The following is a 24,555-nucleotide window of genomic DNA, read 5'->3' on the forward strand; positions in this document are numbered from 1 at the left end:
AGATCCAGCGCCACATGCCCCTCGAGCACATCGTTGACCGTCACCGTCGCCATGGCTGACAGCGTGACCGCAGCTCACCCGCCCGACCAGCCACCCACCTCGGCGGTCCGAGGCGGAGCCTCATTAGGTGAGTGGTCGGTCCTTTCGGTCCAGCGACCGGAACCGAGCGGTGGGCGCCCTTCCCGCGCGGGCGGCGTGTCCTCCCGCTCCCGCTGCAGCGGAAGCCGGAGGGGAGGGCTCAGGCCTGGCGATGCTGTGGGGCGGCTGAACCTGCTCCGGAGCCGTCCGGCGGCGACCCGGACCGTGTCAACACCACGAGTGACCGCCGGCCCCAGGTCGTCGCGATCGAGCACCGCGCAGACGTGCGGGCGTCGGTAGGGCTGAAGGAGCTCGCCCAGGGAGTATCCGGGTCGCCGCAGGTAGTGGCGAAGGTGCTGCAGGTCGCGCGTGATGTCGACCCAGTAGATGCCCTGTTCGTAGTCACGCTGTACCGGCACGACGCCGTCGACGAGGTGCTGGTACTGCAGCCACGGGAAGTTCACGCCGCACCGGGTGGCGAGCAGCGACGACAGGTTGTGCCGGGCGTTGACCTCCATCACCTTGTACTGGCCGTCGCGCGGGTCTCGCTTGAACTCGGTGCACGAGTAGCCCGAGAACCTCGCCGTGCCCAGCAGACGGCGGCCCTGCTCGGCGACCTCCGGCATCCACTCGCTCACCACGACCGACGGCGACCCCGTCTCGGGCGGCGAGTTCCGAATCTTCCGGGAGGTGAACTCGACGAGCGGCTCGCCGTCCCAGAAATAAGAGTTGTACACCGCTCCGCACTGCTCGTCGCCGGGGATGAGCTCCTGGAGCACCACCTCGAGCGAGTGCGACCGTGCCACCGTGTAGGCGCGCAGGGCCTCCTTGGTGCTGTCGACCCGCGTCCACTTGACGCCGACCAGCTGCTTGTAGATGTGGCTGAGCTCGGGCTTGAGCACCGCCGGGAACTCCGCGGTCGCGCAGAACCGGCGCACGTCGTCCTCGTCGGACACCGGGAAGGTCGCCGGGCTGGGGACTCCGGCGGAGCGGGCGAGCGCGAGGGTCGTCGCCTTGTTCAGCAGAGTCTCGGTCACCTCTGCACCGTCGCTCGCCACGATCAGCCCGGCGTCCTCCAGGCTCGTCTTGTGCCGGGCCACCGTGCCCAGCGCGGCGTCCGAGGCGGGGATCAGCAGCGAGCCCGGGCAGCGGTGGGCAGCCTCGAGCAGCACCTTGACGAACTGCGCCTCGTCCTTGTCCGGGTGCGGCACCCGGATCACGTCTCCGACGTACTTCGACCTCTGGGCGATGTCGCGTCGGTCGTAACTCACGACGGTCACCGGTACGCCCTGCCGGCCCAGGCTGCGTACCACACCGAGTCCGTGCGTCGCTCCGGAAACCACGATCGCCCTGGTCATCATCATCGATCAGACCCGCCCCTCGGGGAGGTCTGTTCCCGTGATAACCCGCACCGCATGTGGTCATCCTGCCGACCGGGCATGTTATCGCTCCTTCACTAGACACGCCCGTCTGTCCTAACGAGGATCGGGGCTCCGGGCCTTGTATCAGGCACTCGAAACCGACAGCGGTCGCGTTACAGACAGGATGCAATACATCACAAACTACTGCTTCCAGGCTAGCCTTGGCTCTCGCGAGCCTGTCGGCGTGTCAATGCCTGGAAGACGAAAATGCCCCTGGAGTAGGGAAAACTGAGTTTGCTGAGGACCACGTCGAACCTGATCGAGACACTTTCGAGGTGCCCACAACGGCTCGACCGAAGATCACGGTGACCGCGGACGGGGGTGTTGGTGCCCAGGCGATCGGCTGCGGGGCGAGCAGGGGGCGGATCGACTCGTACCCGGCGACGACAGCGGATAGGGCGATCATAGCGACGATGAAGATCTCGGCAGCCGTCCAGCACATGTACCGGTAGGCCTCGATCCTGGCGGCGACCTCGGCCAGGAGGTAGCCGACGGCCTGGTGATTGATGATCGGGGACATCCCGCCATCGGTAACGTCTTAAGCTCATTTCAAGGCGAACTCGTAGGCCCCGCGGGAGGACCAGGATCTCGGTCTCTTTGGTGGTGTCGGGTCGGGTGCGCAGCACGATCCGGGTCTTCTCGTGATGGGGGTAGGCGCGAAGCGAGCGCTTTACTATAGGCCGCGATGGCGAAAGCTGGGCAGTACATGAGCGACTCCTATACGGACACCGACGTCTCGCCCGTATAGGAGATTGACGATAGGGCCGGTGGCGACCTTGGACAGTCGTCAACCGTGAAAGGGCGAAAGGCACATTGACAATCACGTGGGCGGGATTGCTAAGAAGAAGGCCGCTTTGTGGACGAACCACTTCTCGCCCGGCGACCGACGCCCTCGGGTGTTGTCACAATTGATGCATGGCGTGCAGGCAGTGATGATCGGGCAGCAGCCCGCTGGTCGGCAAGGGATGCGAAGAAGTGGACGGGCACGCGGCACGGCATGTCGAGGCTGGTTGGGACGCTGGCGTTCTATTCGACGAATGCGACCGCGGCTGGGAATGTCGATCACTTTCATAGGCAGGGCAGGGGCCGAAGAGAGTATCTCCGTCTAGGCGGTGGCCGCGCTACTAGCCACTTATGCTACGAACTGACGAGGCCGCCAGGCACAAGCTGACCGTTCCGCCCCACGTCGCTCAGAGGCTGACCGGGTGGGCAGTGTGCGCAGTGTTCGAGCTGCGGAAGACGCCCGAGGAAGTTCTTGAGGCGCAGTGGAGCTGTGTGAACGAGGAGCTGCGGGCGTTCACGGGCGGCCTGTTGGCGGAGTAGTGGACGAGCGTGAAGCACGACCGGGTAACATGATCGAGACCGCCCGCAAGCAGATAGAGGAACTGCTTGAAGAGTATTCCGGCAGGCCGGACGCAACGGTCGCGGGTGCGGCATACTTGCGCGAGCAGGCGAGGACTATCATGGGTTTCCTTGACAATATGAAGCGGACGTTGGGTGACGGTGCGGACGAAGAGGGTCAGGATTTCTGGTGACTATCTCGCGCCTTTGCATCAACGGCCCGGTGATCGTCGAGCAGGGCAAGAGCGTCTGCCTCAGCGTGGGCACCTGATCATGTATACCGGGTTCGATCGACTACCGCCGCACGCCTACGGGGGCGGGCGCACCACCTACACCCGCGCTGGCCGAGCTGCGACGCCGGCTGCCGTCACCGGACCGAGTTGAGCTGTCGCACAGTGCCGACGCAGCGAGGTCGTCCCGGAACTCATGGAACTTGAGGTGGCGGTCCCCACCTGAAGCCCGCCTCGCGGTAGGCACCGGGTGAACCGCCAGGAACACCACGAGGAAGGGGGACCGCCGTGGGCAAGAACTACCAGAACCAGGAGAGCGAAACGAGCCACCCGGCCGTGCCGGAGCGTGCCGGAGCCGGTGAGCGTGGCCCTGGCCGAGCTGGCCGGCGAGCTGCGCGAGGGGTTGCTGGCGCCGGCGGTCGGGGCGCCGGGTTGCAGGTGCGGGCGCGATGATGGAAGCCGACGTCAGCGCGGCGTCCGGCCCGCGGGGCAAGCACGATCCGCAGCGTGCCGTGACCCGACACGGGCACGGTGCGGGTCGATGGCCCTGGGCAGGCGGCGAGTGCCGATCGAGCGGCCGCGGACGCGCCGTCGACGGCTCCGGCGAGCTGCCGGTGCCCTCTTATGAGCTGTTCTCCTCGACCGAGGTGCTGGGCCGGATAGCCCTGGAGCGGATGCTCGCAGACTTGTCGACGCGGCGTTACCCGATCGGGCTCGAGCCGGTCGGCACCCGTACCGAGCAGACCGCGACGCCAACCTCGCGCTCGGCGGTGTCGCGGCGGTTCGTCGCGGCCACCGAGACCGCGCTGGCCCAGCTGCTGGCCGCGGACCTGTCCGGGCTGGACCTGGTGGCGATGATGGTCGGCGATGATGGTCGACCGGGTGCACTTGGCGAGCACACCTGCGTGGTCGCCCTGGGCATCGATATCGACGGCGCGAAACACCCCCTGTCTGTGGTGGAGGGCTCGACGGAGAATGCCACCCTGGTCACCGAGCTGATCGTCGGGCTGCGCGAGCGCGGCCTGGATGTCACCCGCCCGACCCTGGCGGTGCTCGACGGGTCCAAGGCGCTGCGCCGCGCCGTGGTGGACGTGTTCGACCGCCCGGTGATCGGCCGCTGCCAACTCCACAAGATCCGAAACGCGCAGGATCGGCTGCCGGACAAGCTGCGCTCGGTGGTGGCGGCCCGGATGCGGCGGGCCTACCACGCCGAGTCCGCGCTGGCCGCCGAGGCCGAGCTGACCGCGCTGGCCGCCGAGCTGGACAAGACTCATCCCGGCGCCGCGGCGAGCCTGCGCGAGGGCATGGCCGAGACGCTCACCGTACTGCGTCTGGGCGTACCGCCCACACTCGCGCGCACGCTGCGGTCCACGAATGCCATCGAGAGCACGATCAGCATCTGTCGTGCGCACAGCGCGAACGTCAAGCGCTGGCGTGATGGGCAGATGGCGCTGCGCTGGTGCGCCGCCGGGATGGTCGAGGCCGGCAAGCAGTTCCGCCGGGTGAACGGCCACCTCCACCTACGATCGCTGCGCGACACGCTGGACAAGGTCACCGAAACCGTCGGTGCCCCCGTCCATGATGAGGCCGTCAACGCGGCCTGATGATTACGGGCCGCCACCGAAGTTCCACGTAACTCGGGACATCCTCGTCAACCGTCCCCGTAAATGATCTCCACGTCCGTCTCGCCCGCCACTTTGAGGACGATCACTGTGGCGAGCCGGAGGCCGGCCGGCGGAATCCACCTTGTGATCGAGTAGATCGGGGTCGCCTCCAAGGACTGGGTGTACTCCAGAGTCGGAATGATCGCCTTTGCGGCCTGTTCCCACGGCGTTCGGTCGTCGGGGCGATCGGCAAGAGTCGCAGATTCCGTTAAGTGAGGGATTAGGTCGCTGCCCCGGACACGAGGCCGAGCTATGACGTCGCTAGGTTGAAGATCCACCGATGCATCCTCACGGAGTCACAGTCGGGGTCCCACCCGAGCGCTCGGGTGGGGGTCACGGTCGGCCCACGACAGACGGAGTCGCGAGGCAAGCGGTGCGGTCCCCGGCAGGGCCCGGTTCATGCGAGAGCGTCCCGGTGTGGTAGCCGCATGTGGGACCGTAGGCCCTCCAGAGGGATAGAGGGCCAAGCGAGAGGATTCGCCGTCGTGTCATCACGCGTTGACCGGATGCTCGCCACGATTAGCCTCGCGTGGCTCGACTCGGTTGTCGGCTCGACGAGCCCTCTCGCGCGCTACGATCTCATCCCGCTGGTCCCACCGCCGAGTGATGAACGCGAGCACGGCGATGAGCAGCAGGACCGCTGGTGTGAGGATCAGCAGCGGCCAATGCTCGAGGAACATCCAGAGAACGGGGTTGTTGTATTTCAGGTTCAACAGCCCTCCAGCTTGCGCGACAACGGCCTTCCAGCGGGAGGGCGATCTACGTTCGGGTCAGGCCAACCCGACGTACTCCGGGGACGAATCAGAACTCGCTAGGCCTAATGATTTCGTTACCCCTCCGTGTGTCTCTTGCCGGGCGGCTCCCTCCGCACGAACACACTCGGTCGACGAGCCACATCCACCTCCCGCACTCGACGTGCGGGCAGCCTGGCCGGGTCGACCAGCGAGATCAATGTCTTGGTGCTCGACCCGACCCGGAAGTGATCGCCGGCCTGCACCGGGTCGTCGGTCCGCACGACCCGGGGTCGAACGCCTCGCGGCACTCCTCGGTGCGGGTGCACACCAGCACGACCGGACCGGGAATCGCCAGATCGCGCATCCCTGCGCGATCTGGCGGCCAGGTTCTCCCCGAGTTCGCGAACCTTCCCGACCTGCGGCACCACGCTCATACGTCGTTCACCGAGGAGCGCGTGACCGCGGAATAGGCGAGGGTCCGGGCAATGGTTCTCCATGAGGCCGTTGAATGCGCCGGGCTCGACCCCGCGATCGATGTCGGCGCCGAGCCGAGGACCGTCGCCACTGCAAGCGTGCCGGCGGCCCGGCGGGCCGCGCACGAGGCCGGTGCGCGTCATGTCGGGATTCCCTTCTTTGGGGCGGGGAACGATGGGGCGCCGACACCGGCTGGCGGCGCCCGTCTTGCTGGGTGGGGCTGTGTCAGGCTGGGTCGCGCCACATCGGCCACAGTGGCGGGCCGCCCGCGACGGCGAAGGGTGTCGCGGCGCGGAATCCGTGCCGCTCGTAGAGCGCCTTGCTTCGCGGGCTCGTGGCCTCGAGGTATGCCGGGTGGCCGGCCCGGTCAGCGCGCTGGAGCACGGGTGCCATCAGCGCGGAGCCCAGCCCGTGGCCCTGGGCGGTCGGGATGACGCCAAGAAACCACAGGTATTCATGCGGCTCGTGCGGGTGCTGCTCGTCCATCAGGCTGACCAGCTCCAGCACCCGGTCGCCGTGGGGCGCGCACAGCTCGGTGATCTCGCTGGCGAACCGCTCAGCGCGCTCGTCGGACATCGGTGCCCGCCCGGCAGGCACCCACAGCGCCGTGCCGGTGACACCGGCGGTGGTGGTCCACGCGTCGTCGTGCGGGGCCAGGATCTCGACGACCAGGTCGAAGAAGGTCTGCGTGGCCGCTGGACGGGTCCTGGCATCGGGAAGGATCCAGCGGAATACCGGATCGTCGGTGAACGCGGCGGCGAGCGCCGACGCGACCGCCGCGGCGTCTGTGGGCAGGGCCTTCCGTACGTCGCCGGTGGTGGTGGTAAGGACGGTGGTCATGTTGTCTCCTCGTCGTGTGGGACCGTGCGAGGAGAAGGATCGGACGCGTCGCTGACCGTTCCGTGACGTTTCCCTGACAGTTCCAACGTGCCAGCATCGGGACCCCGTCAGGTCGAGGCCCCGTTGGTGCGGAGGATCGCCGTGCTGTTCAAGGTGCTTGGTCCGCTCGAGGTCGAGCTCGCTGCCAGTACACCGCGCTGCGGTTCACCCAGCGCCTCGTCGACGCCGGGGTCGCACCCTCGACCGGCAGCACCGGGGACAGCTTCGACAACGCCCTGGCCGAGAACCTGTGGGCAACCATCAAGGTCGAGCTCATGTACTGGCCGGGCACGACGTTCGCCACCCGCACCGAGGCCGAGCACACCCTGCTCCGCTACATCGACGGCTGGTACAACCCGCGCCGCATCCAGGCCGGCCTCGGCGGGCTGTCCCCCGACGAGTACGAGGAGACCTACCATCGCGCCGAGCGCGACCACCACAGATAACCGGGACTCCGGCAAAGCGGGGGAACCTCACACCGCGCAGTCGACGTGGAAGAAATCGACAGTCAGCGTGCTGGTGGCCTGCGTGCGCAGGAACTGCCGCCAGGTGGTGTCGGTGCGCCGAACCGGTGCCGGGGGGATCCGGTGGCGCGCGGCAGCTTTCCAACTCAGGTCCGCGGCAGCGGTCCTCGCGAGCGCCGGGGAGTAGGGGCCCGGGCGGGGACCACACGTCCCGCACGCTGTGGGACGTCCTTCACGCACAACCCGTGCCAGCTCAAGGCCTCGGCGAGAAGTAGGGGTCGGGCTGCTGTACAGCAGTGAAGTACAGCAACGACAGCAAACTCACCGGGTCACCACCGAGTTCGTCGCCGCCTTTCGCGGATGCACCGTCAGGCGAGAGCTTCGAGTACGTCGGCAGCGCCGGTGTCGGTGACGCCTCGCCCAAAGTATCTGTCGCTGGTCATCGAGGGCTTGGCGTGGCCGAGCTGGTCGGCGGCTGCCCGGGCGGAGAGCCCGGCCTGGTCCATGAGTGTCGCGACGGTCTTCCGCAGTACATGGCTTGTCACCCACGTGAAGTCAGCGGCCGCGAACGCGTCTCGGAGGTCGGCTTGGGTGTTGGACGGGTCGCGCAGGTTGCCCAGTGGCGCCGGGAACACCGGATCGTGCGACAACGGATCGTGAGACAGCACGGAGTGGCTGGCCCGGATGCGCAGCATCTCGACGGCCCATGACGGCAGCCGAAGGAGCCGCGGTGTGACCTTGCTCGACTCCGTCGTCTTGTTTTGCAGCCCCTTGCCGGGGACGCGGACGACGATGCCGCCGGTGCGGATGGTGGCGGCGTCGAAGTCGATGCAGTCCCAGGTGATCGCGCACACTTCGCCGATCCGCAGGCCGGTCGCCAACATCATCGAGACGAAGTCGGGCAGATCGCGCTTGATCGCTTTCTCGTCGTAGGTCAGGGCGGCTCGGAGTTGGGTGGCTTGCGCGGCGGTCAACGCCTGGGGGGCCGTGCGCGGGGTGGTGCGGGTGATCGCGCTGGCTTCGCGCACGGGGTTGCGATCAAGGGCGTCGTAGCGGGCGGCGAGCCCGCACATGCCGCTGAGTACGGTGCGGGTGAGCTTCGCTGTCCCGGCGCCGTGCTTGTCCCGCACGACGCGGAGGTGACGGTCGATGGCGCCGGTGGTGAGTTCGCGCACCCGAAGCCGCCCGAGGGTCGGGATCACCTGTCGGTCTAACCGGTCGCGGTAGTTGCGGCGGGTGCCGGGGGAGTGGCTGCCCTGCTCGATCTCGTTCCACCACGCTTGGGCGAGCACGTCGACTCGGGTGTCGGGGGTGATGAGAGCGCCGGCGTCGGAGCGGTGGCGATCCCGTAGTGACTCGATCAGTGCCCGCTCGGCGGCGGCCTGGGTTCGTGCGTACTTCTCGACGTGACGTGTTGTGCCGTCCCAATCGCGGTACAGGGTTCGGGCTCGCCAGCTGTCACCGTGGCGGTACACCCGGATGCGGCCGTTTGTCCCGAGGGGGAGTGGCGGGCGGGCCATGACCCCCATTTTACCCCCATAAAACGAGGACAACCAAGGCAAACCGATGCACACTGGTCCGCGGCGTCTTCGCTGCTCGGGCGGGAGGACGCGCAGTGATGCATAACGATGCAAAGCAATACCTGCATATCGCAGGGTTACTGGTTCGAGTCCAGTCGGAGGAGCTTCTACCAGCGGATATGTGGCCATCCGCATGTGCCGAGAAGATCGACTCCCACTCTACTCCCACAGTTCGGGCAGACAAGGTCGCAGCCGCGTCTATGAGCAGCTTGAGCGGAGCTTGGGTCACCTTCATGCCGTTGTGGCGCCTGCGACTGGTGGTGGAAGCCGACCTCCAGTCTCATGCGACGATCAACGTCAGCTGCGAGGGGATCAAGTCCGTCACGGCGACGCACTCGGACAGGACAGTGGCGAGCGGCTCCCCGGCAGTCGCCATCGCAGTCAAGCGTCGTGCTTGGGCGGCGCTCACCGGTACGCAGTCGACGCGGCAGCGGTCGCTGTCAGGCCTCGCCGCGGTGGCGGTGCTCGTGGCGGGTCAAAACCGCCTGACGCAGGAGACCGTGCTTCGCTCAGCAGGACAGCAAGCTCTGCGGCGCACTTAGGAGGATCTCGGCCATCCGCCGAGCCGACACCGTCCGCTCCGCTGTGAGGAGAATCTTGATCAGGACGCCAGTCGTCTCGGGCAACATTGTTTGCAATTGGCTACGAGTCGATCAATTGATGGCTTGACATAGAGTTCCGCAGCAGTGGGATCTATCGTTATCATGGCGTACCCGCGCACATTTTCGGAGGCCTGATGGGTGCTGGAAGCCACGGGCGCTACTTCAGCCACTACGTGCGGGACAAGTATTCACATAGTCGTATCGGTTAAGTCTTGAATTATCAATGATTGCTAGAAGATCCGCTCCGCAGTGACGTCTCGGGTGATGCCCGCCCCGACCACAGCCCTGCCCGGCCGACCTCATTGAAGTACGAGTACAAGGTGGTTTAGGTTCGCGAAGGCATGATCGGCGGCAAGATGTCGGGGGACAAGCTCGAGAGGATCCTGAACGATCACGCGAGCAGTGGTTGGCAGGTCAAGGCGATCACCGCGGTCGAGGTCAAGGGACGGATCGGGCCGGGTGGCGTCGAGGGGGTCCTGGTGACCTTCGAGCGTCCGCGCAACTGACCTCCCCGATCAGCAGTGGTCGAGTTCGATCCTCTCGCCCACGCCGGGTGGTGCCGTCCGCCGAATTCCCGCCTAACGTCGCCGCTCGGCCGCACCTGTCCCTCGCCGTGCGAGACGGGCGATCTCTGCTCGGCCGAGCCGGTCAAGAGCTCGGCGAACCGGCGCCGGGCCGTCGCACGCTGCCGGAAGAGTTAGCCGAGCCCGACCTCGAGCGAGTCGTCACGCTGGCCAGGGGCTGAGGTGCTCACCAACTGGCCTTGACCAACTTAGGGCGGCGGCTGACCGAACGCGAGACCGATGTTTCTCCGACTGGTCGTCGGCCTGCCCGCGCCGGGAGCACCCCACCGACCGGGTACTTCCCTCCAGCACGAGCGGAGCCGTCCTACAACGATCGACGGGTGGGTCCCCACCGGCACTCCGCCCGGGCAAAGCTGCTGTCCTCGCCGAGCTCGGGTTCGTCCCCGGCTCGTTGCGCCCCTCGTCAGCCGTGTCAGTGTTCTCGGCACCCATATGCCGGGTGCTGCTTGGTCAGTCGGCAGACACCCGCCTTGATCCACGAGCCCTTATCGCGAGGCGAACTCCAACCACGAGTAGTCACCCATGTAGCTCTGCTCCACGGTCATGTCGACGTTCTTCGACACCCAATCCTTGGCGGCCTCGTCCGCGCCCTTCGCGTCGCTCTCGGAGTTCCAGGCGCTCATTGAAACGAGCTTGTCACCGACCGGGATGACGCCGTAGGCGATGAACCCCGACTGCTGCTTGAAGATCGGCAGAATGCCGGCTCGAGCCTTCTCGATCATCTCATCCTTGTCGCCCCGGAAGCTGTAAACCACACATCGCCCATACGGCATCGCTGTCACCCCTTCTCCCGGCTACCAGGGTCAGTCATGGTCCTCCGACGATCAGCGAGGCGCCAGAGGCAACTGTGCACGTGTTATGGGCGCACTCCTCTTGACGTTGAACTCCTCAGCCACGACGGCGCTGGGCCGTACCGGGCTATACCTGGTTTCGATCTGCCGCACCGAGCGCTCACCCCTGGCTGCGCCACCGCCGCTCGCCCGGCCAGCACGCCCGGGCGCCGCGGCACCATCACAGCTGACCGGGACCGGGACGGGTTGTACGTCAGCATCATCACGGCCGGAGGGCCTGATCGTCGACCCTCGCCGGGATCGAGGTCTTTACCGGCGGCTTACGGAAGAGCATGATCGCCGAGGCCGAGACGCACGAGGTCGACGGGACCGAGGTAGGCCGGGAGATAGCACCTGCTCGCGGTACGGGGCGCGCTGCTCGACCTCCACGGGGGAAGGGGTATGCGTTATGCGATCAATCAGGGCGGCCGATGTCCCTATCGCACTCAAGGACGACAATGTCGAGGTCCGGCTATCCGAGGTCGGCGAGATGACTGTCGGGTATTTCCGCTTCGCCAAGGGAACCGACCTGGGTCCCGCGTTGGCGGGGCTGCCGGGCGACATGTGCCAGTGCCCGCACTGGGGCTACATGCTTGAGGGCACGCTGCTGATGCGCACCCCGTCGGGGGACCACACCTATGAGGCCGGCCAGGCGTTCTACTGGGCCCCCGGGCATGCCCCGGAAGCCTTGGAGGACTGCGCGTACGTGGACTTTTCTCCTACGGCTCAGCTCCAGGAGGTGCTGCGGCACATCCAGAACGCGGGCGGCTGATCGCTGCCTCGACAGTTGCCCGAGGTCGGCCCCTGGCGCGGCCGCCGGTCAAACCCACGCGATCGCGCAGGAGTCGTCGGGTACCGCATGACGGCGCCCGCCGCGCAGGCACGATCGTCTCGGTGGCGACGGCCACGACCACCCCCGCGGCCCGTGATCGTCCTCGTTGCCGCAGCGCCGAAGGGACTTGTGCCCGACGGGTAAGGCCACGCTGGCGGCAGTGACCACAAATCGGCGGCGGAGGAGTATTCGACCAGGTCGGTCACCACGAGGAGTGCGTTGAGGAGTGCGGTTGCTCGCGTTGGGGGCGCAGGGTCTGTTCGATGGGGTGGCGGTGACGCGTGGCCGGGTGATGGTGCTGGTTGAGGGCGATCGGATTGTGGCGGTGGACCGGTCCGGTGCGGCACCGCCGCCGCACGCCGAGGTTGTCGAGTTGACCGATGCCACCCTGTTGCCGGGGCTGGTGGATGCGCACGTGCACCTGGCGTTCGACCCCATGGGGCACCCTCTGGTTGACGTGCTCGAGGTGGATGACGACGTTCTGCTGTCGCGGATGCGGGCCAATGCCGCGCAAGCCCTCGCCGCGGGGATCACGACGATGCGCGACCTGGGCGACGCCCGCTACCTGACCGGTCGCTTGCGTAGTGCCTGGGCGGGGGGTCCGGAGCTGTTGATGTCCGGGCCGCCGATCACCCGCACGGGCGGGCATTGCTGGTTCCTTGGCGGCGAGGCGGACGGGGTGGATGGTGTCCGCGCGGCGGTGGCGCAGCGAGTCGCTGCCGGGGTGGACGTCATCAAGATCATGGCGACCGGTGGGTTGATGACGCCAGGATTTGGCGTGCACGAGTCGCAGTACGGGCCGGTCGAGCTGCGGGCCGCGTGTGAGGCCGCCCATGACTGCGGGCTGGCGGTCACCGCGCACGCGCACGGCCCACGGGGTATCGCCGAATCGTTCGCGGCGGGGGTGGACGGGGTGGAACACGCCACCTTCCTCACCCCGGACGGGGTCGAGTTCAACGCGGGAACGGTGGATCGACTCGCGGCGGCGGGCGTATTCGTCGGTGCCACCGAGGCCTGGCTGCCCGGGGGGCCGCCGCTGCCGCCCGCCGATGCGGTCCGACTCGAGCAGTGCCGGGCCAACGTCGTTCGGATGCAGCGGGCCGGGGTCCGCGTGGTGTGCAGCTCGGACGCCGGGGTCGGTTCGCGCAAGCCGCACGACGTGCTGCCGCACGGAGTCGTGCTGTTCGCCAGCCTCGGATTCAGCACCATGGAGGCGTTGGCCGCCGTGACCAGTGTGGCGGCGCGGGCCTGCGGGGTCGGCAGCAGGAAGGGCAGGCTGGCCCCCAGCTTCGACGCCGACATCCTGGCCGTGGCCGGTGACCCGACCACCGATGTGCGGGCACTCCTGGACGTGCGGGCGGTGTTTCGCGCGGGCCGGCGGGTTTGATCCCTGCTACTCCGCGAGTTGGCGGACGTGCACGGCCTGGAGTTCAGGGACATCGAGCGGTGCCGCCTGCTCGTCGCCGGACCTCCGCCTCGGCCCCGGTGGAGGTCGGCCGGTCGACAGCCCGGATCGGGGGGGAAGGGCCATCGCTGGCTCCGGGCCCGATCAGTGGCCGTTTACCACGCGTCGTCGCGTAGCGCCACGTTAGCGTCGGCAGGGTGGCTTTGGCGGTTTGCCTTCTGTTTGATCAGCGCTCGGAGCGGGCCGTGCGCGCGCTGTGGGATCGGCTCGAGCGAGCTGGCGTTCCGAGCCTGCGCTCGCACACCCACGGCCAGCACATGCCGCACGTTTCGTACGCGGTCCTGCGGACCTGGGACCTGGCTGCGGTCTCCGCGGCCGTGGCGGGGCTTGGCCCTATGGCCCCGGTAGAGCTGACATTCGACGGTGTCGGGCTGTTCCGACGAGGTCGGGCTTGGCTGCTGGCCGGCGCCGCAGCCGAGTTCGTCACGAGACAGGAGCGGGTGGTCGAAGCGATCACCGAGACCGGCGCCGAACTACACAAGCACTACCGCCCTGGCAGGTGGTTGCCGCATTGCTCGGTGGCTCCGCGGGCCTCGTTGGCTCAACTGCCGGTACTTGCTGCCGCCATCTACGACGTGTTGCCGCTCGAGGCTCGGCTCGATCGCATCGCGTTGATCGACAGCGCCACCGGCGAAGTCTGGCCGGTTTCGGCTGTGGGGTGACGAGCGCTTCAGCCGGATTGCTTTGCTGATCGCCGTGGTGCCGTTCGTGGTGCGAAATCGCGGCTACCAGTGGGGTCAGAGGCGTCTGATGGTGTTGGGCGTGCGACTGTTGTTGCTGGTAGAGGCGGATTGCGGTGGCGATGTGTTCTCTCATAATCCGTCAGGTCGTGGGTTCGAGCCCCACCCGCCCCACATCGCAGCAGCTCAAGCCGGTCTATCGTCCGCTCACGGTACCAACCACGATCAATTCCCAGGGAAACCCCACGGGAACGCAATCGGTGGATGTCGAGGCGGGTGGCGCGACCACCACCGGCCATGGTCGCGCACGGCAGCATGTCGGTGACGAAGCAGCCGGGCAGCGCGACCTACGTCGCCCGGTGTCGGTTCCGGGACTTCGACGGCGTCACACGTTCGCTGGAGCGCGCCGGACGGTCGATAGCCGCGGCGATGGCAGCTCTGCAGGACGAGCTCCGGAGTCGCGTCGGGACGCCGGCCGCGCCGCTGCGTCCGCACCACACCTTCGCGCGGGCGGCCGAGGCCCACCTGGCCACCTTCGATGCCCAGGTGGGCGAGGGGACGCGGGCGGCGACGACCGCGGACACGTACCGGCAGCGCCTCCGGTCGGTCGTCCTTCCGGCGATCGGGCAGTGGCAGCTGCGGGAGGCACCGTGCCGCAGCTCGACGCGTTCTTCACAGACCTCGCGACAACGCATGGGCCGCAGGCTGGTCGAAATGCTCAGCCGAGGTCGGCAGAGAGCCGCCGCTCCGGTCGCATTGGACGGTCACGACGAGCGACGCGCGGGGGCGCTGACCCCGCATGCGGGTTCGGAGCGCCAGGCCGTCCGACGGCCGGGTCGCCGGCGTGGCCGGCGGGCTTGAGCGGGCCGACCCCGGCGCCGTTGTGGCCGACGATCGGCAGGGAGTTGCGGGTGCAGACGAACACGACCCATTCATCGAGTCGATTGCCGGCTCAGCTGAGCGGCTACGGTCAAGTGGGGTGTCGCTGCCCTGTCGGCACCGTACCGGCGGCGAGGACTGCGGCAAGCGCGCCGAGGGCGGCGAGCAGGGCGAACACGGCGGGGTAGCCGTCGAGGGTCTGCGCGAGGGCCGAGCCGGCCCACGGCGCCAACGCGGTGGCGAGCAGGGCGGGCGCGGACAGCAGCCCGTTGAGGCGACCGTAGTGGGCCGCGCCCCAGCGGTCGCTGATCGCGGTGGCCTGCAGCAGGGTGAACACGCCGCGGGCGGCGCCGGCGAGCATTGCGGCAGCGATCAGCAGAGTCGCCGGGCCGGGCAGGACCGCGAGAAGGCCGGTGGTCGCCGCGGTGAGCGCGAGGACGACCACACCGCGGACGCGGACGGTCGTGGCGGCGACGAGGTGGCGGTAGCCGAGGCGGCCGAGGACCTGGCCGAGCCCACCCAGGCCCAGCGCCCAGGCCGCGCTGGTGGTGGACATGCCCCGTTCGATCAGCAGCGGCACCTGGTTGACCACCACCGCGAAGGCGGTGAACGTGCCCAGCGCCACCGCGGCGACCAGGAGCAGGAAGGCGCGGCTGCGGATGATCGCGTCCGGGACGTGCTCCTGGCGAACGGTCTCGGCGGGATCGGGTTCGGGCCAGCGGCCGCGCAGCCCCCACAGGTGCCCGGGGATCGTGATCGACCCCAGGACGGCGGCGAGGGTGAGATAAGTGTGTCGCCACCCCCCGTGAGCAAGGAGGGTGGCGGTCAGCGGCGCGAAGATCGTGCTGGAGAGTCCGGCGAGCAGGGTCAGCGCGGTCAGCGCGGCCAGACGGCGGGGGCCCCACCAACGGGTCAGGGCGGCGAACGCGGGCGGGTACAACGTGCCGGCCATGGCCACGCCGGCCAGCACCCAGGCGGCGACGAACCACGGCAGCGTCGGTGCGAGGGCGATCCCGACCACCGCGGGAACCGCGAGCACCGAGCCGGTCGTCATCACCAGGCGCGGGCCGATGCGATCGAGCCACCGCCCGACCGGGATCCCGACCAGCGCCGACACGACCAGCCCCGTGGAGAACGCGGCGGTCACCCCGGCGATCGACCACCCGGTGCTGTCGGCGATGGCCGGGGCCAGGACTGGCAAGGCGTAATACAGCACACCCCAACTGACGATCTCGCTGACACACAGGACGACCAGGACACGGCGGAGCCCGAACTCGCTCAAGGTATCGGGCTTCGCCAGCACCCCTGCAGCGTGCATCACGGGTGGCCCCGTCAGAGGGTGCGCGGGCCGATGGTCGGAGCTGTGGGGGTCATGGGGCGTTCGGCAGCCGCCCGCGCAGCCCGTTGACCAGCCGTCCGGCTCGTTGACACGGCCCCCAGGAGGGAATATTTTCTGCAGGAAGCATCTGCGCGAGTTCGGCGGGAGGAGCAGCGGTGCCCGAGGTGGTGTTCAGCGTCGACCAGTCCACGTCCATGCGCGATCAGGCGGTGCCGGGACACAACCGTTGGCACCCGGACATCCCGCCCGCGGCGTCGGTGCGTCCGGGGTCGGAGTTCCGGGTGGAGTGCCGGGAGTGGACCGACGCCCAGTTGGGCAACAACGACTCGTCGAACGATGTGCGGGATGTGAACCTGAACGTGGCGCACATGCTCAGCGGCCCGATCGAGATCCAAGGTGCTGAGCCGGGCGACCTGCTCGTGGTCGACATCCTCGACCTGGGGCCGTGCCAGCCTCCGCAGGAGTACGGGGACGCCCCGGGGCAGGGCTGGGGCTACACCGGGATCTTCGCAAAGGCCAACGGTGGTGGCTTCCTTACCGACCACTTCCCGGACGCGTACAAGGCGATCTGGGATTTCCACGGCCAGGACGCGACATCCCGGCACATCCCCGGGGTTCGCTACACGGGGATCACCCACCCCGGCCTGTTCGGCACGGCGCCGTCGGCCGAGCTGCTGGCCGAGTGGAACCGGCGGGAGCAGGCGCTCATCGACAGCAACCCGGACCGGGTGCCGCCGCTGGCCCTGCCGCCGCTGGAGGACGGCGTCCTCGCGGGGACGCTCAGCGGCTCGGAGCTCGAGCGGGTCGGCAGGGAGGGGGCGCGGACGGTGCCCGCGCGGGAGAACGGCGGCAACCACGACATCAAGAACTTCACTCGGGGCAGCCGCGTCTACTACCCGGTGCACGTGTCCGGGGCCAAGCTCTCCGGCGGAGATCTCCACTTCTCGCAGGGCGACGGCGAGATCACCTTCTGCGGCGCCATCGAGATGGGCGGCTTCATCGACTTCGGGGTGGACCTGATCAAGGGCGGGATGGAGAAGTACGGCATCACGTCGAACCCGGTGCTCATCCCGGGCCGGGTCGAGCCGCGCTACAGCGACTTCCTGACGTTCATCGGGGTCTCGGTCGACGAGAGCTCGGGGGAGAACTACTACCTCGACGCCACGGTGGCGTACCGGCGGGCGTGCCTGAACGCGGTCGAGTACCTGAAGAAGTTCGGCTACTCGGGCGAGCAGGCCTACCTGCTGCTCGGTTCGGCGCCAATCGAGGGCCGCGTCTCCGGCGTGGTGGACATCCCGAACGCGTGCTGCTCGCTGTACCTGCCGACGGCGATCTTCGACTTCGACATCCGCCCGAACAGCGAGGGCCCGCAGTCGGCCGACCGCGGGGCGTGCGCCCGGACGAGCTGACCCAGAGCGTCGGGACACGTCATGCCGGTCTATGTCTTCGCCTGTCCGGCCTGCGGCCGCTTCGAGCTCACCCGTCCGATGGCGCTGGCGGCGGAGGGTGCGCGGTGTCCGGACTGCCGGCACCAGGCTCGGCGGGTCTTCACCCCGCCGAGTCTGCCGGCCCTGGCCTCCGGGGTGAGGCGGGCGCTGGAGGCCGAGGAGGCCAGCGCACACGAGCCCCGGGTCGTGGCGGAGAAGCGCGGGCGGCCCATGCCGCGGCCGGTCGTGGCCGCACCGCCCTGGGTGCTGCACTGACCCTCCGGAAGTGGGGTGACCTTCGATGTTGCTGGGCGTCGTGTTGCTCTACGTCGGCGCGGTGCTCGCGGTGAACGGCATCTGGTTGATCGGGCAGGCGCGGGCGGCACAGCCCGCGCCCGCGCCGGCCGCCGCAGGCGCGGGCGAGGACCGCGGGCAGGTGTCCGCGTCGGTCGGCGGTCGGGGCGTCGAGCCCCCACCGGCGCGCGCGGAACGCTCACCGCTGCTGATCCAGAATCGCGAGGTCGCGGTACTGAACATCTTCACCGGCTTCGTCGGTGTGGTGATCGCAGTGATCCTGCTGGTGCAGGGCGGGATCCGCGGCGACCTCGCCTCGGTGCGCGGCGGGGGGTTCATCCTGCTGTTCGCGTTCACCTACCTGTGGGTCGCGTTCAACCAGTTCCTCGACGCGGGCGGCCACGCGTTCGGCTGGTACTGCCTGTTCGTCGCGATCACGGCGGTCCCTGCCGGGATCTACACGCTGCAGAACGCGGGCGGGAATCCGGCCCTGGTGTGGCTCGGGATCAACTGGTTCGCCTGGGCGCTGTTATGGGGGGTGTTCTGGGCGCTGCTGGCGCTGGACCGGCCGGTCGCGCGGCTCGCGGGATGGCTGGCGATCATCGAGGGCATCCTGACGGCCTGGGCTCTCGGCTTCGCGGTCCTGATCGGTGCGCTGGCCTTCTGATCGACGACCGACGGGATGACGGCCGGCTCATCCTGCCGTGGCAGGTCCCACCCGGCGCAGGAGCTCGCGCACGAGGTCGCGCAGCGGCCCCTCGTCCGCGCTGTCGATCGACGCCTCGACCACGGGACGCAGCCTGCGGTGCGCCGCCCGGCCCCGCGCGGACAGGAACACGAGCACTCGCCGCCGGTCGTGTGCGTCGACGCGACGGTAGACGAGGTTGCCCGACACCATCCGGTCGATCAGCTTCGTCGCCGAGGGCGCGGGCATGAGCGCGAACTCCGCGACCTCGCGCATCGAGTGCCCGGCGCCATCGGAGAGCAGCGAGAGCACACGCCACTCCTCCAGGCTGCTGCGCTGCTCGCGGAGAGTGGCCGCGACCCGGGTGGTCAGGTGGTGCTGGGTGTGACTGAGCAGCTGCAGGAGGCCGGGGCCCGGACTTCCGTCACCCATTGCGCACGACCAGCGGGGTGGCTAGCGTCTGGTCCCCGCGCATGGAAACATTTTACAGGAGCATCAACTTCGCGCTGTGTCCCCTCGATCCGATCGGGCCAACCGACCGGCCAGCGGTCGGGCGGTCTTCGACGTCGCTTTGGTCGTGCCCCTGCAGGGCCCTGCAGGGGTCTTCGGTCCGTCCTGTGAACTGTGCGCTCAGCTGGCGGCCGAGGAGGTGAACGCGGAGGGCGGGGTCCTCGCCCGCGAGTTGCGGTTCGTCGTCGTCGACGGCGCCAGGCCTCCGACGGAGGTCGCCGACGAGGTCGACGGGTTGCTCGCCCGGGGCGCGGTCGACGCCGTCACCGGCTGGCACATCTCCGCCGTGCGGAACGAGGTCGCGCCGCGCATCTCCGGCCGGGTGCCTTACGTGTACACGCCCCTGTACGAGGGCGGAGAGCATCGGCCGGGGGTCTTCCTCACCGGCGAGACCCCTGATCGGCAGGTGCTGCCCGCGCTGCGTTGGCTGCGGCTGGAACTGGGCACGCGGAGTTGGGCGGTCGTCGGTGACGACTACGTCTGGCCGCGTCGTACGGCGCAGGCGGTCCGCCGCTACGCGGCCGCGTTGGGGGCCACGGTCCCGCTCGAGACGTTCGTTCCTCTCGGTACAAAAAACTTCACCGCGGCCCTTCGCCGGATCGAGTCCTGCCGCTGCGACCTCGTCGTCATGCTGCTGGTCGGGGAGGATGCCGTTCACTTCAACCGACAGTTCGCCGCGAAGGAGCTGGATCTGGTCTGTCCGCGGTTCAGCCCGCTGATGGAGGAGAACATGCTCCTCGCGACCGGGGCGCGGGCGAGCCGGGGGCTGTACTCCGCGGCGGGCTTCTTCGAGTCGCTGCCCAGCGCCTACGGCCTCGACTTCGGTCGCCGCTACGCCGACCGCTTCGGCGTCGACTCACCGATGCTGAACAGCCTCGGTGAGTCGTGTTACGAGGGGGTCAAGCTGCTCGCCGAACTCGTCCGAGCCGCGGGGTCGACCGCGCTGCCGGAGGTGTCCGCCGTCGCCGATTCCGTGTCCTACGAGGGTGCCCGCGGGCTGTTGCACATCCGGGACCACCACCTCGACCAGCCCGTGTACCTGTCGGTGGCGGACGGGCTCGAGTTCGACGTGCTCTGCCAGTTGTGAGTGTGGCGCCCGGGCCAGGCGGTGGACGGGACAGCTACTCCGGGCCCCGGACGACCAGAACCGGTCGGTGCTGGCGGGCGATCACGCCATGGGAGACCGACGCTCGATCAGCCGCGACAGCGCCTGCCGGACCCCCTCTCCTCGGGTCCCCAGAACGATCATCAGTGCGCGGCGCTCCGTTGCCACCTCCGCTAGTTCGCTCGCCGGGTCACCACGCCTGTCCTCGTAGCTCCACGGCACCCCGGCGTCCGCGAGTCGGGCTTCGACCCGGCGACGCTGCTCGGCGATCACCGCCTCGCCCTGCTGCTCCCAGTCGGCGGCATCGCTGTCGACGGGGTAGTCCTCGATCCCGATGACGTGCACGACGTGCAGGCGCCCGCCCAGCCTGCGCGCCAGGTCGACCGCCGTCGCCAACGCGAAGTCGCTCGAGGGATCCTGGCTGTGACCGACCACCAACGTCGGCGCCGTGCCGCCCATCTCGACCATCTCATCCTCCTCTCCCGGCAGCCATCAGGAGACGATCGCGCGCACCACGGACCACCCCAGCGCGGCCGCGGCCAAACCGGCGGCGACCCTGCCCGCGACGTACGCCACGGCGGTGCCGCGCCCGCGGGTCTCGATCAGGCTGAACACCTCGTAGCTGAAGGTGCTGTAGGTGGTGAACGCCCCGCAGAACCCGACCCCGGCCGCAAGTCCCGCCGCCGCCGGAAGAACTGCGGCCCCTCCGGCGAGGGACCCGAGCACGAACGAGCCGATCACGTTGACGGTGAAGGTGCCCAATGGGAACCGAAGACCGTGGCGCGCCTGGACCGCCTTGTCCACCACGTAACGCAGCGGAGCGCCCACCGCGGCGCCGAGTGCGACCCACATTGCCGCCGGCGGGCTCACGGTCCACCTCGGACGGCCGGCGGATGGTGCGCCCGGCGAGGACCCGGGTGACCATCGCCCCGACCGCGCACGCCAGCACCGCCACGAGCGGTGTGAGCACCACATAACCCACGGCCACACCCGCTCGTCCCGCATCCGCCAACAAGAGCGCGTCCACCGCGTACGTGGAGAAGGTGGTGAACCCGCCCAGCACCCCGACGCCGAGGAACGGACGCACCAGCCGATGCGCCTCGCGGAGCTCGACGATCACCACCATCAGCACGCCGATCAGAACCGACCCGACCGCGTTCACCGCAAGGGTCGCCCACGGCGCGGAAGCGGCGGTGTGGGGCACTGCCGACCCGAGTCCATAGCGTGCCTCCGCCCCGATGACACCGCCCAGGGCGATCACGGCGAGCACCTCCACCGGATGCCCGAAAGGCTCCATCCGGCCGACGCGTCCTGGCCTCCAGCGGCTGGTCATCCGACCTCCCCGACACGTCCACCCAGGGCAGCAGCCGAAACAGCGAAGAGTGCCACAACTCCGAGGTGTGGGACAGGAGCACCCGGCGGGCGTGGCGGCCGGTCACCGGGCATGGCCACGACCCGACCGGCGGCGTCAGCTGTCGCGGAACGCCTGCACGCCGCGTTGCACCTGGTCGCTCCAGTCCTTGGCCATCGCGGTCTCGCCGTACTCGTCATGCCAGTTCCACCACTCGTATGCCGGGGTCTGTGGGTAGCCCTCGGGCGAGTCCTCCCACTGCTCCTGCCGCCCGGGTGCGGTCAGGTCGAGGTAGGCCCAGGTGCCGCCCATCGGCATCCGCCGGCGCTGCGCGCCAGCGCGTCCCGGGAGCGGGTCAGCTCCTGCTCCTTCACGAGCAGGCGCCGCACCGGTACCGCGGCGGCGCCGACGCCCTGCAGCACCCGGGCGCCCACCAGCACCGGAAACGACGGCGCCAGCGGGGCGGCCACCGCGCCGACGTCCATCGTGGCGACCCCCAGGCACAGTGGCAGGCGGATGGCGAGGTCGGCGGTTAAACACCTGGGCCTGCAGGGGGCGACCAGGCGGCGTTGCGGGCCCGGCCGACGACCGCGAGCGCCAGGTTCGACTGATTGCGCAGCGCGCCTTGCTGGACCTACTTCCCGAGGCGGCGTGCCCCGCAGTCGTGGCCGTACGGTTGCGACGGCGTCGGTCGGATGAGAGGTGCAGGGATGGGCGAGCCCGAGCTGATGACGAAGCAGGCCCTTCAGGAGTCGGCCGACGGACCGGCTCACCGGTGGTTCAACCGGCCCGAGTCGGGACGTTGGCAACAACCCGTGCTGTCGGAGTGGGAGTTGCGCTGCGCGCGCTGGACAGATCGGCACGAGTACGACGAGTTGAACTACGTCCTGGAGGGGGAACTCCACGTCGAGTCAGGGGGCGTAACCGTCATCGCGGACATAGGCGACGTCATCCGTGTCCCTGCCGGGTCGACCGGCCACTACTGGGCTCCCAGGTACGCGCGGATGCTGGCGGTGTACGGGCCGAATCCAGAAGGAAAGCCCACCGTCGAGCGTTCCTACCGATCAGGCTCGCCGTGACCACGCTCCCCGCGCCCACGGCTCCGCGAGCAGGTCTGCCGTCAATCTCGACTTCGGTTTAGTCACGCCATGTTGTCTTACTGGCAACATAGTACGAATTGCGACGGTTGCAGAAGTTGCTAGATGTGCTCGCCGAGGTAGGCGATGGGATCGTCGGCTACAACCATCTGCTGGAGGTGGAACTGCCACATGTCCACCCCTGCTATTTTTGCAATAGTCGTTCGGTGCTTCTTTGCCCCACAGCGCGCGGGCGAAGTCGTGGCTGTATATCAGCTGCTCGGGCGATCGGTACACGCCCGGGTAGACAACGCTGCCCTTCCAGCCGTTGGCGTTGGCTGTGGCGATTGCCCTGTCGAGAACCTCAGAATTGCTCGTCATAGCAACGAGTCTGCCTTCGATAGTCGTCAGTTGCGGAGACCAGCGGGTCGAGGGCGAGGAACAGGCGGCGGCAGAGGGGACCGTCAGAGGGCGGGAGTCGGACCACGCCCGGGGTGGGTCGCCGGCCACGACCTGCTGCAGCCGTCGCCGCAACAGCTGTGCCCGGGTGCCGAGCAGGGTCAGGGGGGTGCGCAGCTCGTGCCCGGCGTCGGCGACGAACCGGCGCTGCAACGCCAGCGCAGCCGACATCAGCTGCAGCGCGCGCCGGCTCAGCCACGTCCCCGCCACCGCCGCCAGCACCAGGCCCGCGGCCCCGGCGGCGTGCATGGCGGCGAGGATCCGGATGCGGTCGTCGTGTCGTGGCGTCAGGTCGAGTACGGCCTGGACGACGAAGCCGTCCGTGCGCCGTTCGGTGGTGACGCGGTAGGTGACGCCGTCGACCTGCCGGTCGGTCGTCGTCGGTGGTCCGCCCACGACTGCCGCGGCGAATGCGGCCGGGTCGTCGGCTCCGGCCGGGAGGCCTCCCGTCGAGTCCTGTTGCCCACGCGCATCGCGGATGACCAGCCAGGTGTCCAGCGGCGGGTCGTCCACGTCGTCGGCCAGCGCGATCGTCGCGTTCTGCAGGTTGGTGACGGCCTGTTCCTGGTCGCGGAGCAGAACCACGGCCGCGGCCCACAGCCGCGCGACCTCCGACAGCCCGTACATGCCTTGGCCGACGCCCCCGACGACGGTCCACTCGTCGGCCACGAAGTCCGCGCCCACGGCGGTGAACGGCAGCAGGATCTCGGTCTTGCCCCCCTTCTGCCAGCCCGCGACGAGCACGCCGTGGCCGCGGTGCACGAACGACGCGGCGTGCAGCAGCACGTGCCCGGCGGCCGCCAGATAGAGCCCGATCATCGGGATGAGCAGCGGGATCATCGCGATCTCGCGCTCGCACACGATCTCGCACGGCTCGCCGAGCCGCGTGAAGTCGACCTGCGCGCGGCGCCGCTGGGCGTCGAGAAGATAGAAGTGCTCCTCGTCGAAGGCTGCATTGTGCAGCCCGAGCATCCGCAGGAAGCCCGAAGGAGCCATCCGGTCGACGAACCGCACGACCAGGTCCGGCTCGCGGGCGGCACGGTCTGCGGAGCGCCGAGCTCGCGGGTGACGTCCTCGACGACGTGCTGCGGGGCGTCGTACAGCCGCAGCGCGACCAGGCCGTGCACGTCGTAGTGGACGACGGGAACACGCCCGTTCGAAGCCCGGCTCACCGCCGCACTGTTTCGATCTGCATCGGTCGAACGCTTCCCCCTTGTTCTTGGAGGTTCCTCAGAACGGGTCGAACACGCCGGAGGGGCCGGCTCTCGATCAGGGTTCGACGGTGTTCCGTCGTTCCTGGAAGGCGCGCTGGGCCATCTCGAAAGAGGCGAGGACCTCGATGAGAAAAGCGGCGGCGGCGTTGGCCAGCTCTTGCGGACCTTCCATTCCCGGCAACGCGTCGATGACGACCTCGTGGTGGATCAGTACGACGTCGAGCAGGCGCACGCCGTCTTCCAGGCTGCTCCGCCCGAGCTCGTACGCAGCTTCGCGAGCCGCCTCGTCCCGATGGATGAGGTACCGGGTGAACTCAGCGGCGTAGTTCTGTCGCAGGCGTGCGACGGGAGTGACCAC

28 protein-coding genes and 2 pseudogenes are annotated in these 24,555 nt (G+C 68.8%); 14 read left to right on the plus strand and 16 right to left on the minus strand.

Translation table 11 applies throughout. The features are described from left to right. Positions 1 to 74: 74 nt before the first annotated feature. Both RM445_RS27560 and RM445_RS27565 read right to left on the minus strand, forming a co-directional pair. Complete coding sequence (locus tag RM445_RS27560; RefSeq protein WP_311559790.1) at positions 75 to 1,349, minus strand: carboxylate--amine ligase; 1,275 nt, start codon at positions 1,347 to 1,349, stop codon at positions 75 to 77. A gap of 337 nt (positions 1,350 to 1,686) precedes the next feature. Next, complete coding sequence (locus tag RM445_RS27565; RefSeq protein WP_311559791.1) at positions 1,687 to 2,019, minus strand: acyl-CoA dehydrogenase family protein; 333 nt, start codon at positions 2,017 to 2,019, stop codon at positions 1,687 to 1,689. 832 nt (positions 2,020 to 2,851) lie between these two features. On the opposite strand from RM445_RS27565, the gene RM445_RS27570 reads away from it, so the two are divergent. Continuing rightward, positions 2,852 to 3,034 carry a hypothetical protein gene (locus RM445_RS27570; protein WP_311559792.1) on the plus strand — a complete coding sequence of 61 codons (183 nt, stop codon included), beginning with the start codon at positions 2,852 to 2,854 and terminating at the stop codon, positions 3,032 to 3,034. Between the two features lie 485 nt (positions 3,035 to 3,519). Continuing rightward, on the plus strand, positions 3,520 to 4,674 hold the full coding sequence (locus RM445_RS27575; RefSeq protein ID WP_449619193.1) for an IS256 family transposase: 1,155 nt from the start codon (positions 3,520 to 3,522) through the stop codon (positions 4,672 to 4,674). 47 nt (positions 4,675 to 4,721) lie between these two features. Here the strand turns inward: RM445_RS27575 and RM445_RS27580 are convergent, their stop codons facing one another. The 3 genes from RM445_RS27580 to RM445_RS27590 form a co-directional block, all read right to left on the minus strand. Further along, complete coding sequence (locus RM445_RS27580; protein ID WP_311559793.1) at positions 4,722 to 5,012, minus strand: hypothetical protein; 291 nt, start codon at positions 5,010 to 5,012, stop codon at positions 4,722 to 4,724. 213 nt (positions 5,013 to 5,225) lie between these two features. Then, positions 5,226 to 5,447 carry a hypothetical protein gene (locus RM445_RS27585; RefSeq protein ID WP_311559794.1) on the minus strand — a complete coding sequence of 74 codons (222 nt, stop codon included), beginning with the start codon at positions 5,445 to 5,447 and terminating at the stop codon, positions 5,226 to 5,228. A gap of 720 nt (positions 5,448 to 6,167) precedes the next feature. Further along, positions 6,168 to 6,782, minus strand: a complete 615-nt coding sequence (locus tag RM445_RS27590; protein WP_311559795.1) for a GNAT family N-acetyltransferase — start codon at positions 6,780 to 6,782, stop codon at positions 6,168 to 6,170. A gap of 287 nt (positions 6,783 to 7,069) precedes the next feature. Here RM445_RS27590 and RM445_RS27595 point away from each other — a divergent pair, with 287 nt between their 5' ends. After that, positions 7,070 to 7,267 (plus strand): IS3 family transposase, encoded by a 198-nt coding sequence (locus RM445_RS27595; RefSeq protein ID WP_397469410.1) that lies wholly within the window; start codon positions 7,070 to 7,072, stop codon positions 7,265 to 7,267. 386 nt (positions 7,268 to 7,653) lie between these two features. Here the strand turns inward: RM445_RS27595 and RM445_RS27600 are convergent, their stop codons facing one another. Continuing rightward, entirely contained in the window at positions 7,654 to 8,814 is a 1,161-nt protein-coding gene (locus RM445_RS27600) for a site-specific integrase (protein WP_311559796.1), read from the minus strand. Between the two features lie 86 nt (positions 8,815 to 8,900). Here RM445_RS27600 and RM445_RS27605 point away from each other — a divergent pair, with 86 nt between their 5' ends. The 3 genes from RM445_RS27605 to RM445_RS27610 all read left to right on the plus strand — a co-directional run bounded on the left by RM445_RS27605 (position 8,901) and on the right by RM445_RS27610 (position 9,973). After that, positions 8,901 to 9,407 carry a hypothetical protein gene (locus RM445_RS27605; protein ID WP_311559797.1) on the plus strand — a complete coding sequence of 169 codons (507 nt, stop codon included), beginning with the start codon at positions 8,901 to 8,903 and terminating at the stop codon, positions 9,405 to 9,407. 128 nt (positions 9,408 to 9,535) lie between these two features. Further along, complete coding sequence (locus RM445_RS32565; RefSeq protein ID WP_397469411.1) at positions 9,536 to 9,676, plus strand: KTSC domain-containing protein; 141 nt, start codon at positions 9,536 to 9,538, stop codon at positions 9,674 to 9,676. Between the two features lie 132 nt (positions 9,677 to 9,808). Then, positions 9,809 to 9,973: a DUF4177 domain-containing protein gene (locus RM445_RS27610; protein ID WP_311559798.1), complete on the plus strand. Its 165-nt coding sequence runs from the start codon at positions 9,809 to 9,811 to the stop codon at positions 9,971 to 9,973. Positions 9,974 to 10,536: 563 nt separating this feature from the next. On the opposite strand, the gene RM445_RS27615 is transcribed toward RM445_RS27610, so the two are convergent. Further along, positions 10,537 to 10,773: a hypothetical protein gene (locus tag RM445_RS27615; RefSeq protein ID WP_311559799.1), complete on the minus strand. Its 237-nt coding sequence runs from the start codon at positions 10,771 to 10,773 to the stop codon at positions 10,537 to 10,539. A gap of 598 nt (positions 10,774 to 11,371) precedes the next feature. On the opposite strand from RM445_RS27615, the gene RM445_RS27620 reads away from it, so the two are divergent. From RM445_RS27620 to RM445_RS27630, 3 genes are all read left to right on the plus strand, one after another. Beyond that, complete coding sequence (locus RM445_RS27620) at positions 11,372 to 11,653, plus strand: cupin domain-containing protein (protein WP_311559800.1); 282 nt, start codon at positions 11,372 to 11,374, stop codon at positions 11,651 to 11,653. 286 nt (positions 11,654 to 11,939) lie between these two features. Further along, positions 11,940 to 13,100: an amidohydrolase family protein gene (locus RM445_RS27625; protein WP_311559801.1), complete on the plus strand. Its 1,161-nt coding sequence runs from the start codon at positions 11,940 to 11,942 to the stop codon at positions 13,098 to 13,100. 215 nt (positions 13,101 to 13,315) lie between these two features. After that, a complete protein-coding gene (locus tag RM445_RS27630) occupies positions 13,316 to 13,840 on the plus strand; it encodes a 2'-5' RNA ligase family protein (RefSeq protein WP_311559802.1) in 525 nt (174 codons plus the stop codon). Positions 13,841 to 14,828: 988 nt separating this feature from the next. Here RM445_RS27630 and RM445_RS27635 read toward each other — a convergent pair. Next, the gene (locus RM445_RS27635) at positions 14,829 to 16,055 is read right to left on the minus strand and encodes an MFS transporter (protein WP_311559853.1); all 1,227 of its coding nucleotides are present in this window, start codon (positions 16,053 to 16,055) and stop codon (positions 14,829 to 14,831) included. A 176-nt stretch (positions 16,056 to 16,231) separates the two neighbouring features. On the opposite strand from RM445_RS27635, the gene fmdA reads away from it, so the two are divergent. The 3 genes from fmdA to RM445_RS27650 are packed head-to-tail and all read left to right on the plus strand — an operon-like array spanning position 16,232 to position 18,464. Continuing rightward, positions 16,232 to 17,485, plus strand: coding sequence for a formamidase (fmdA, locus tag RM445_RS27640; protein ID WP_311559803.1), 1,254 nt, complete (start codon positions 16,232 to 16,234; stop codon positions 17,483 to 17,485). A 21-nt stretch (positions 17,486 to 17,506) separates the two neighbouring features. Continuing rightward, complete coding sequence (locus RM445_RS27645) at positions 17,507 to 17,779, plus strand: FmdB family zinc ribbon protein (protein WP_311559804.1); 273 nt, start codon at positions 17,507 to 17,509, stop codon at positions 17,777 to 17,779. Positions 17,780 to 17,804: 25 nt separating this feature from the next. Beyond that, positions 17,805 to 18,464: an AmiS/UreI family transporter gene (locus RM445_RS27650; RefSeq protein WP_311559805.1), complete on the plus strand. Its 660-nt coding sequence runs from the start codon at positions 17,805 to 17,807 to the stop codon at positions 18,462 to 18,464. Between the two features lie 27 nt (positions 18,465 to 18,491). On the opposite strand, the gene RM445_RS27655 is transcribed toward RM445_RS27650, so the two are convergent. Further along, positions 18,492 to 18,914 (minus strand): MarR family winged helix-turn-helix transcriptional regulator, encoded by a 423-nt coding sequence (locus RM445_RS27655; RefSeq protein ID WP_311559806.1) that lies wholly within the window; start codon positions 18,912 to 18,914, stop codon positions 18,492 to 18,494. 139 nt (positions 18,915 to 19,053) lie between these two features. On the opposite strand from RM445_RS27655, the gene RM445_RS27660 reads away from it, so the two are divergent. Beyond that, positions 19,054 to 20,079 carry a substrate-binding domain-containing protein gene (locus RM445_RS27660; RefSeq protein ID WP_397469412.1) on the plus strand — a complete coding sequence of 342 codons (1,026 nt, stop codon included), beginning with the start codon at positions 19,054 to 19,056 and terminating at the stop codon, positions 20,077 to 20,079. A gap of 81 nt (positions 20,080 to 20,160) precedes the next feature. Here the strand turns inward: RM445_RS27660 and RM445_RS27665 are convergent, their stop codons facing one another. From RM445_RS27665 to RM445_RS27685, 5 genes and pseudogenes are all read right to left on the minus strand, one after another. Further along, positions 20,161 to 20,565 carry a universal stress protein gene (locus tag RM445_RS27665; RefSeq protein ID WP_311559808.1) on the minus strand — a complete coding sequence of 135 codons (405 nt, stop codon included), beginning with the start codon at positions 20,563 to 20,565 and terminating at the stop codon, positions 20,161 to 20,163. A 24-nt stretch (positions 20,566 to 20,589) separates the two neighbouring features. Continuing rightward, positions 20,590 to 20,967, minus strand: coding sequence for a fluoride efflux transporter CrcB (crcB, locus tag RM445_RS27670; RefSeq protein ID WP_311559809.1), 378 nt, complete (start codon positions 20,965 to 20,967; stop codon positions 20,590 to 20,592). A 61-nt stretch (positions 20,968 to 21,028) separates the two neighbouring features. Next, positions 21,029 to 21,430, minus strand: a pseudogene (gene crcB / locus RM445_RS27675) (fluoride efflux transporter CrcB); the annotation flags it as partial. Positions 21,431 to 21,565: 135 nt separating this feature from the next. Further along, positions 21,566 to 21,760, minus strand: a pseudogene (locus tag RM445_RS27680) (hypothetical protein); the annotation flags it as partial. Continuing rightward, positions 21,730 to 21,918, minus strand: a complete 189-nt coding sequence (locus RM445_RS27685) for a hypothetical protein (protein WP_311559810.1) — start codon at positions 21,916 to 21,918, stop codon at positions 21,730 to 21,732. The gene RM445_RS27685 and the pseudogene RM445_RS27680, both read right to left, overlap by 31 nt. Positions 21,919 to 22,158: 240 nt before the next feature. Between RM445_RS27685 and RM445_RS27690 the strand changes: the two genes are divergently transcribed. Next, a complete protein-coding gene (locus RM445_RS27690; protein ID WP_311559811.1) occupies positions 22,159 to 22,527 on the plus strand; it encodes a cupin domain-containing protein in 369 nt (122 codons plus the stop codon). Here the strand turns inward: RM445_RS27690 and RM445_RS27695 are convergent. Both RM445_RS27695 and RM445_RS27700 read right to left on the minus strand, forming a co-directional pair. Beyond that, positions 22,513 to 23,997: a sensor histidine kinase family protein gene (locus RM445_RS27695; protein WP_311559812.1), complete on the minus strand. Its 1,485-nt coding sequence runs from the start codon at positions 23,995 to 23,997 to the stop codon at positions 22,513 to 22,515. The genes RM445_RS27690 and RM445_RS27695 overlap by 15 nt on opposite strands. Positions 23,998 to 24,252: 255 nt before the next feature. After that, on the minus strand, positions 24,253 to 24,555 hold the full coding sequence (locus tag RM445_RS27700; RefSeq protein WP_311559813.1) for a phosphatase RsbU N-terminal domain-containing protein: 303 nt from the start codon (positions 24,553 to 24,555) through the stop codon (positions 24,253 to 24,255).

The sequence above is a fragment of the Pseudonocardia charpentierae genome (genome assembly GCF_031845345.1).
GTDB classification, from domain to species: domain Bacteria; phylum Actinomycetota; class Actinomycetes; order Mycobacteriales; family Pseudonocardiaceae; genus Pseudonocardia; species Pseudonocardia charpentierae.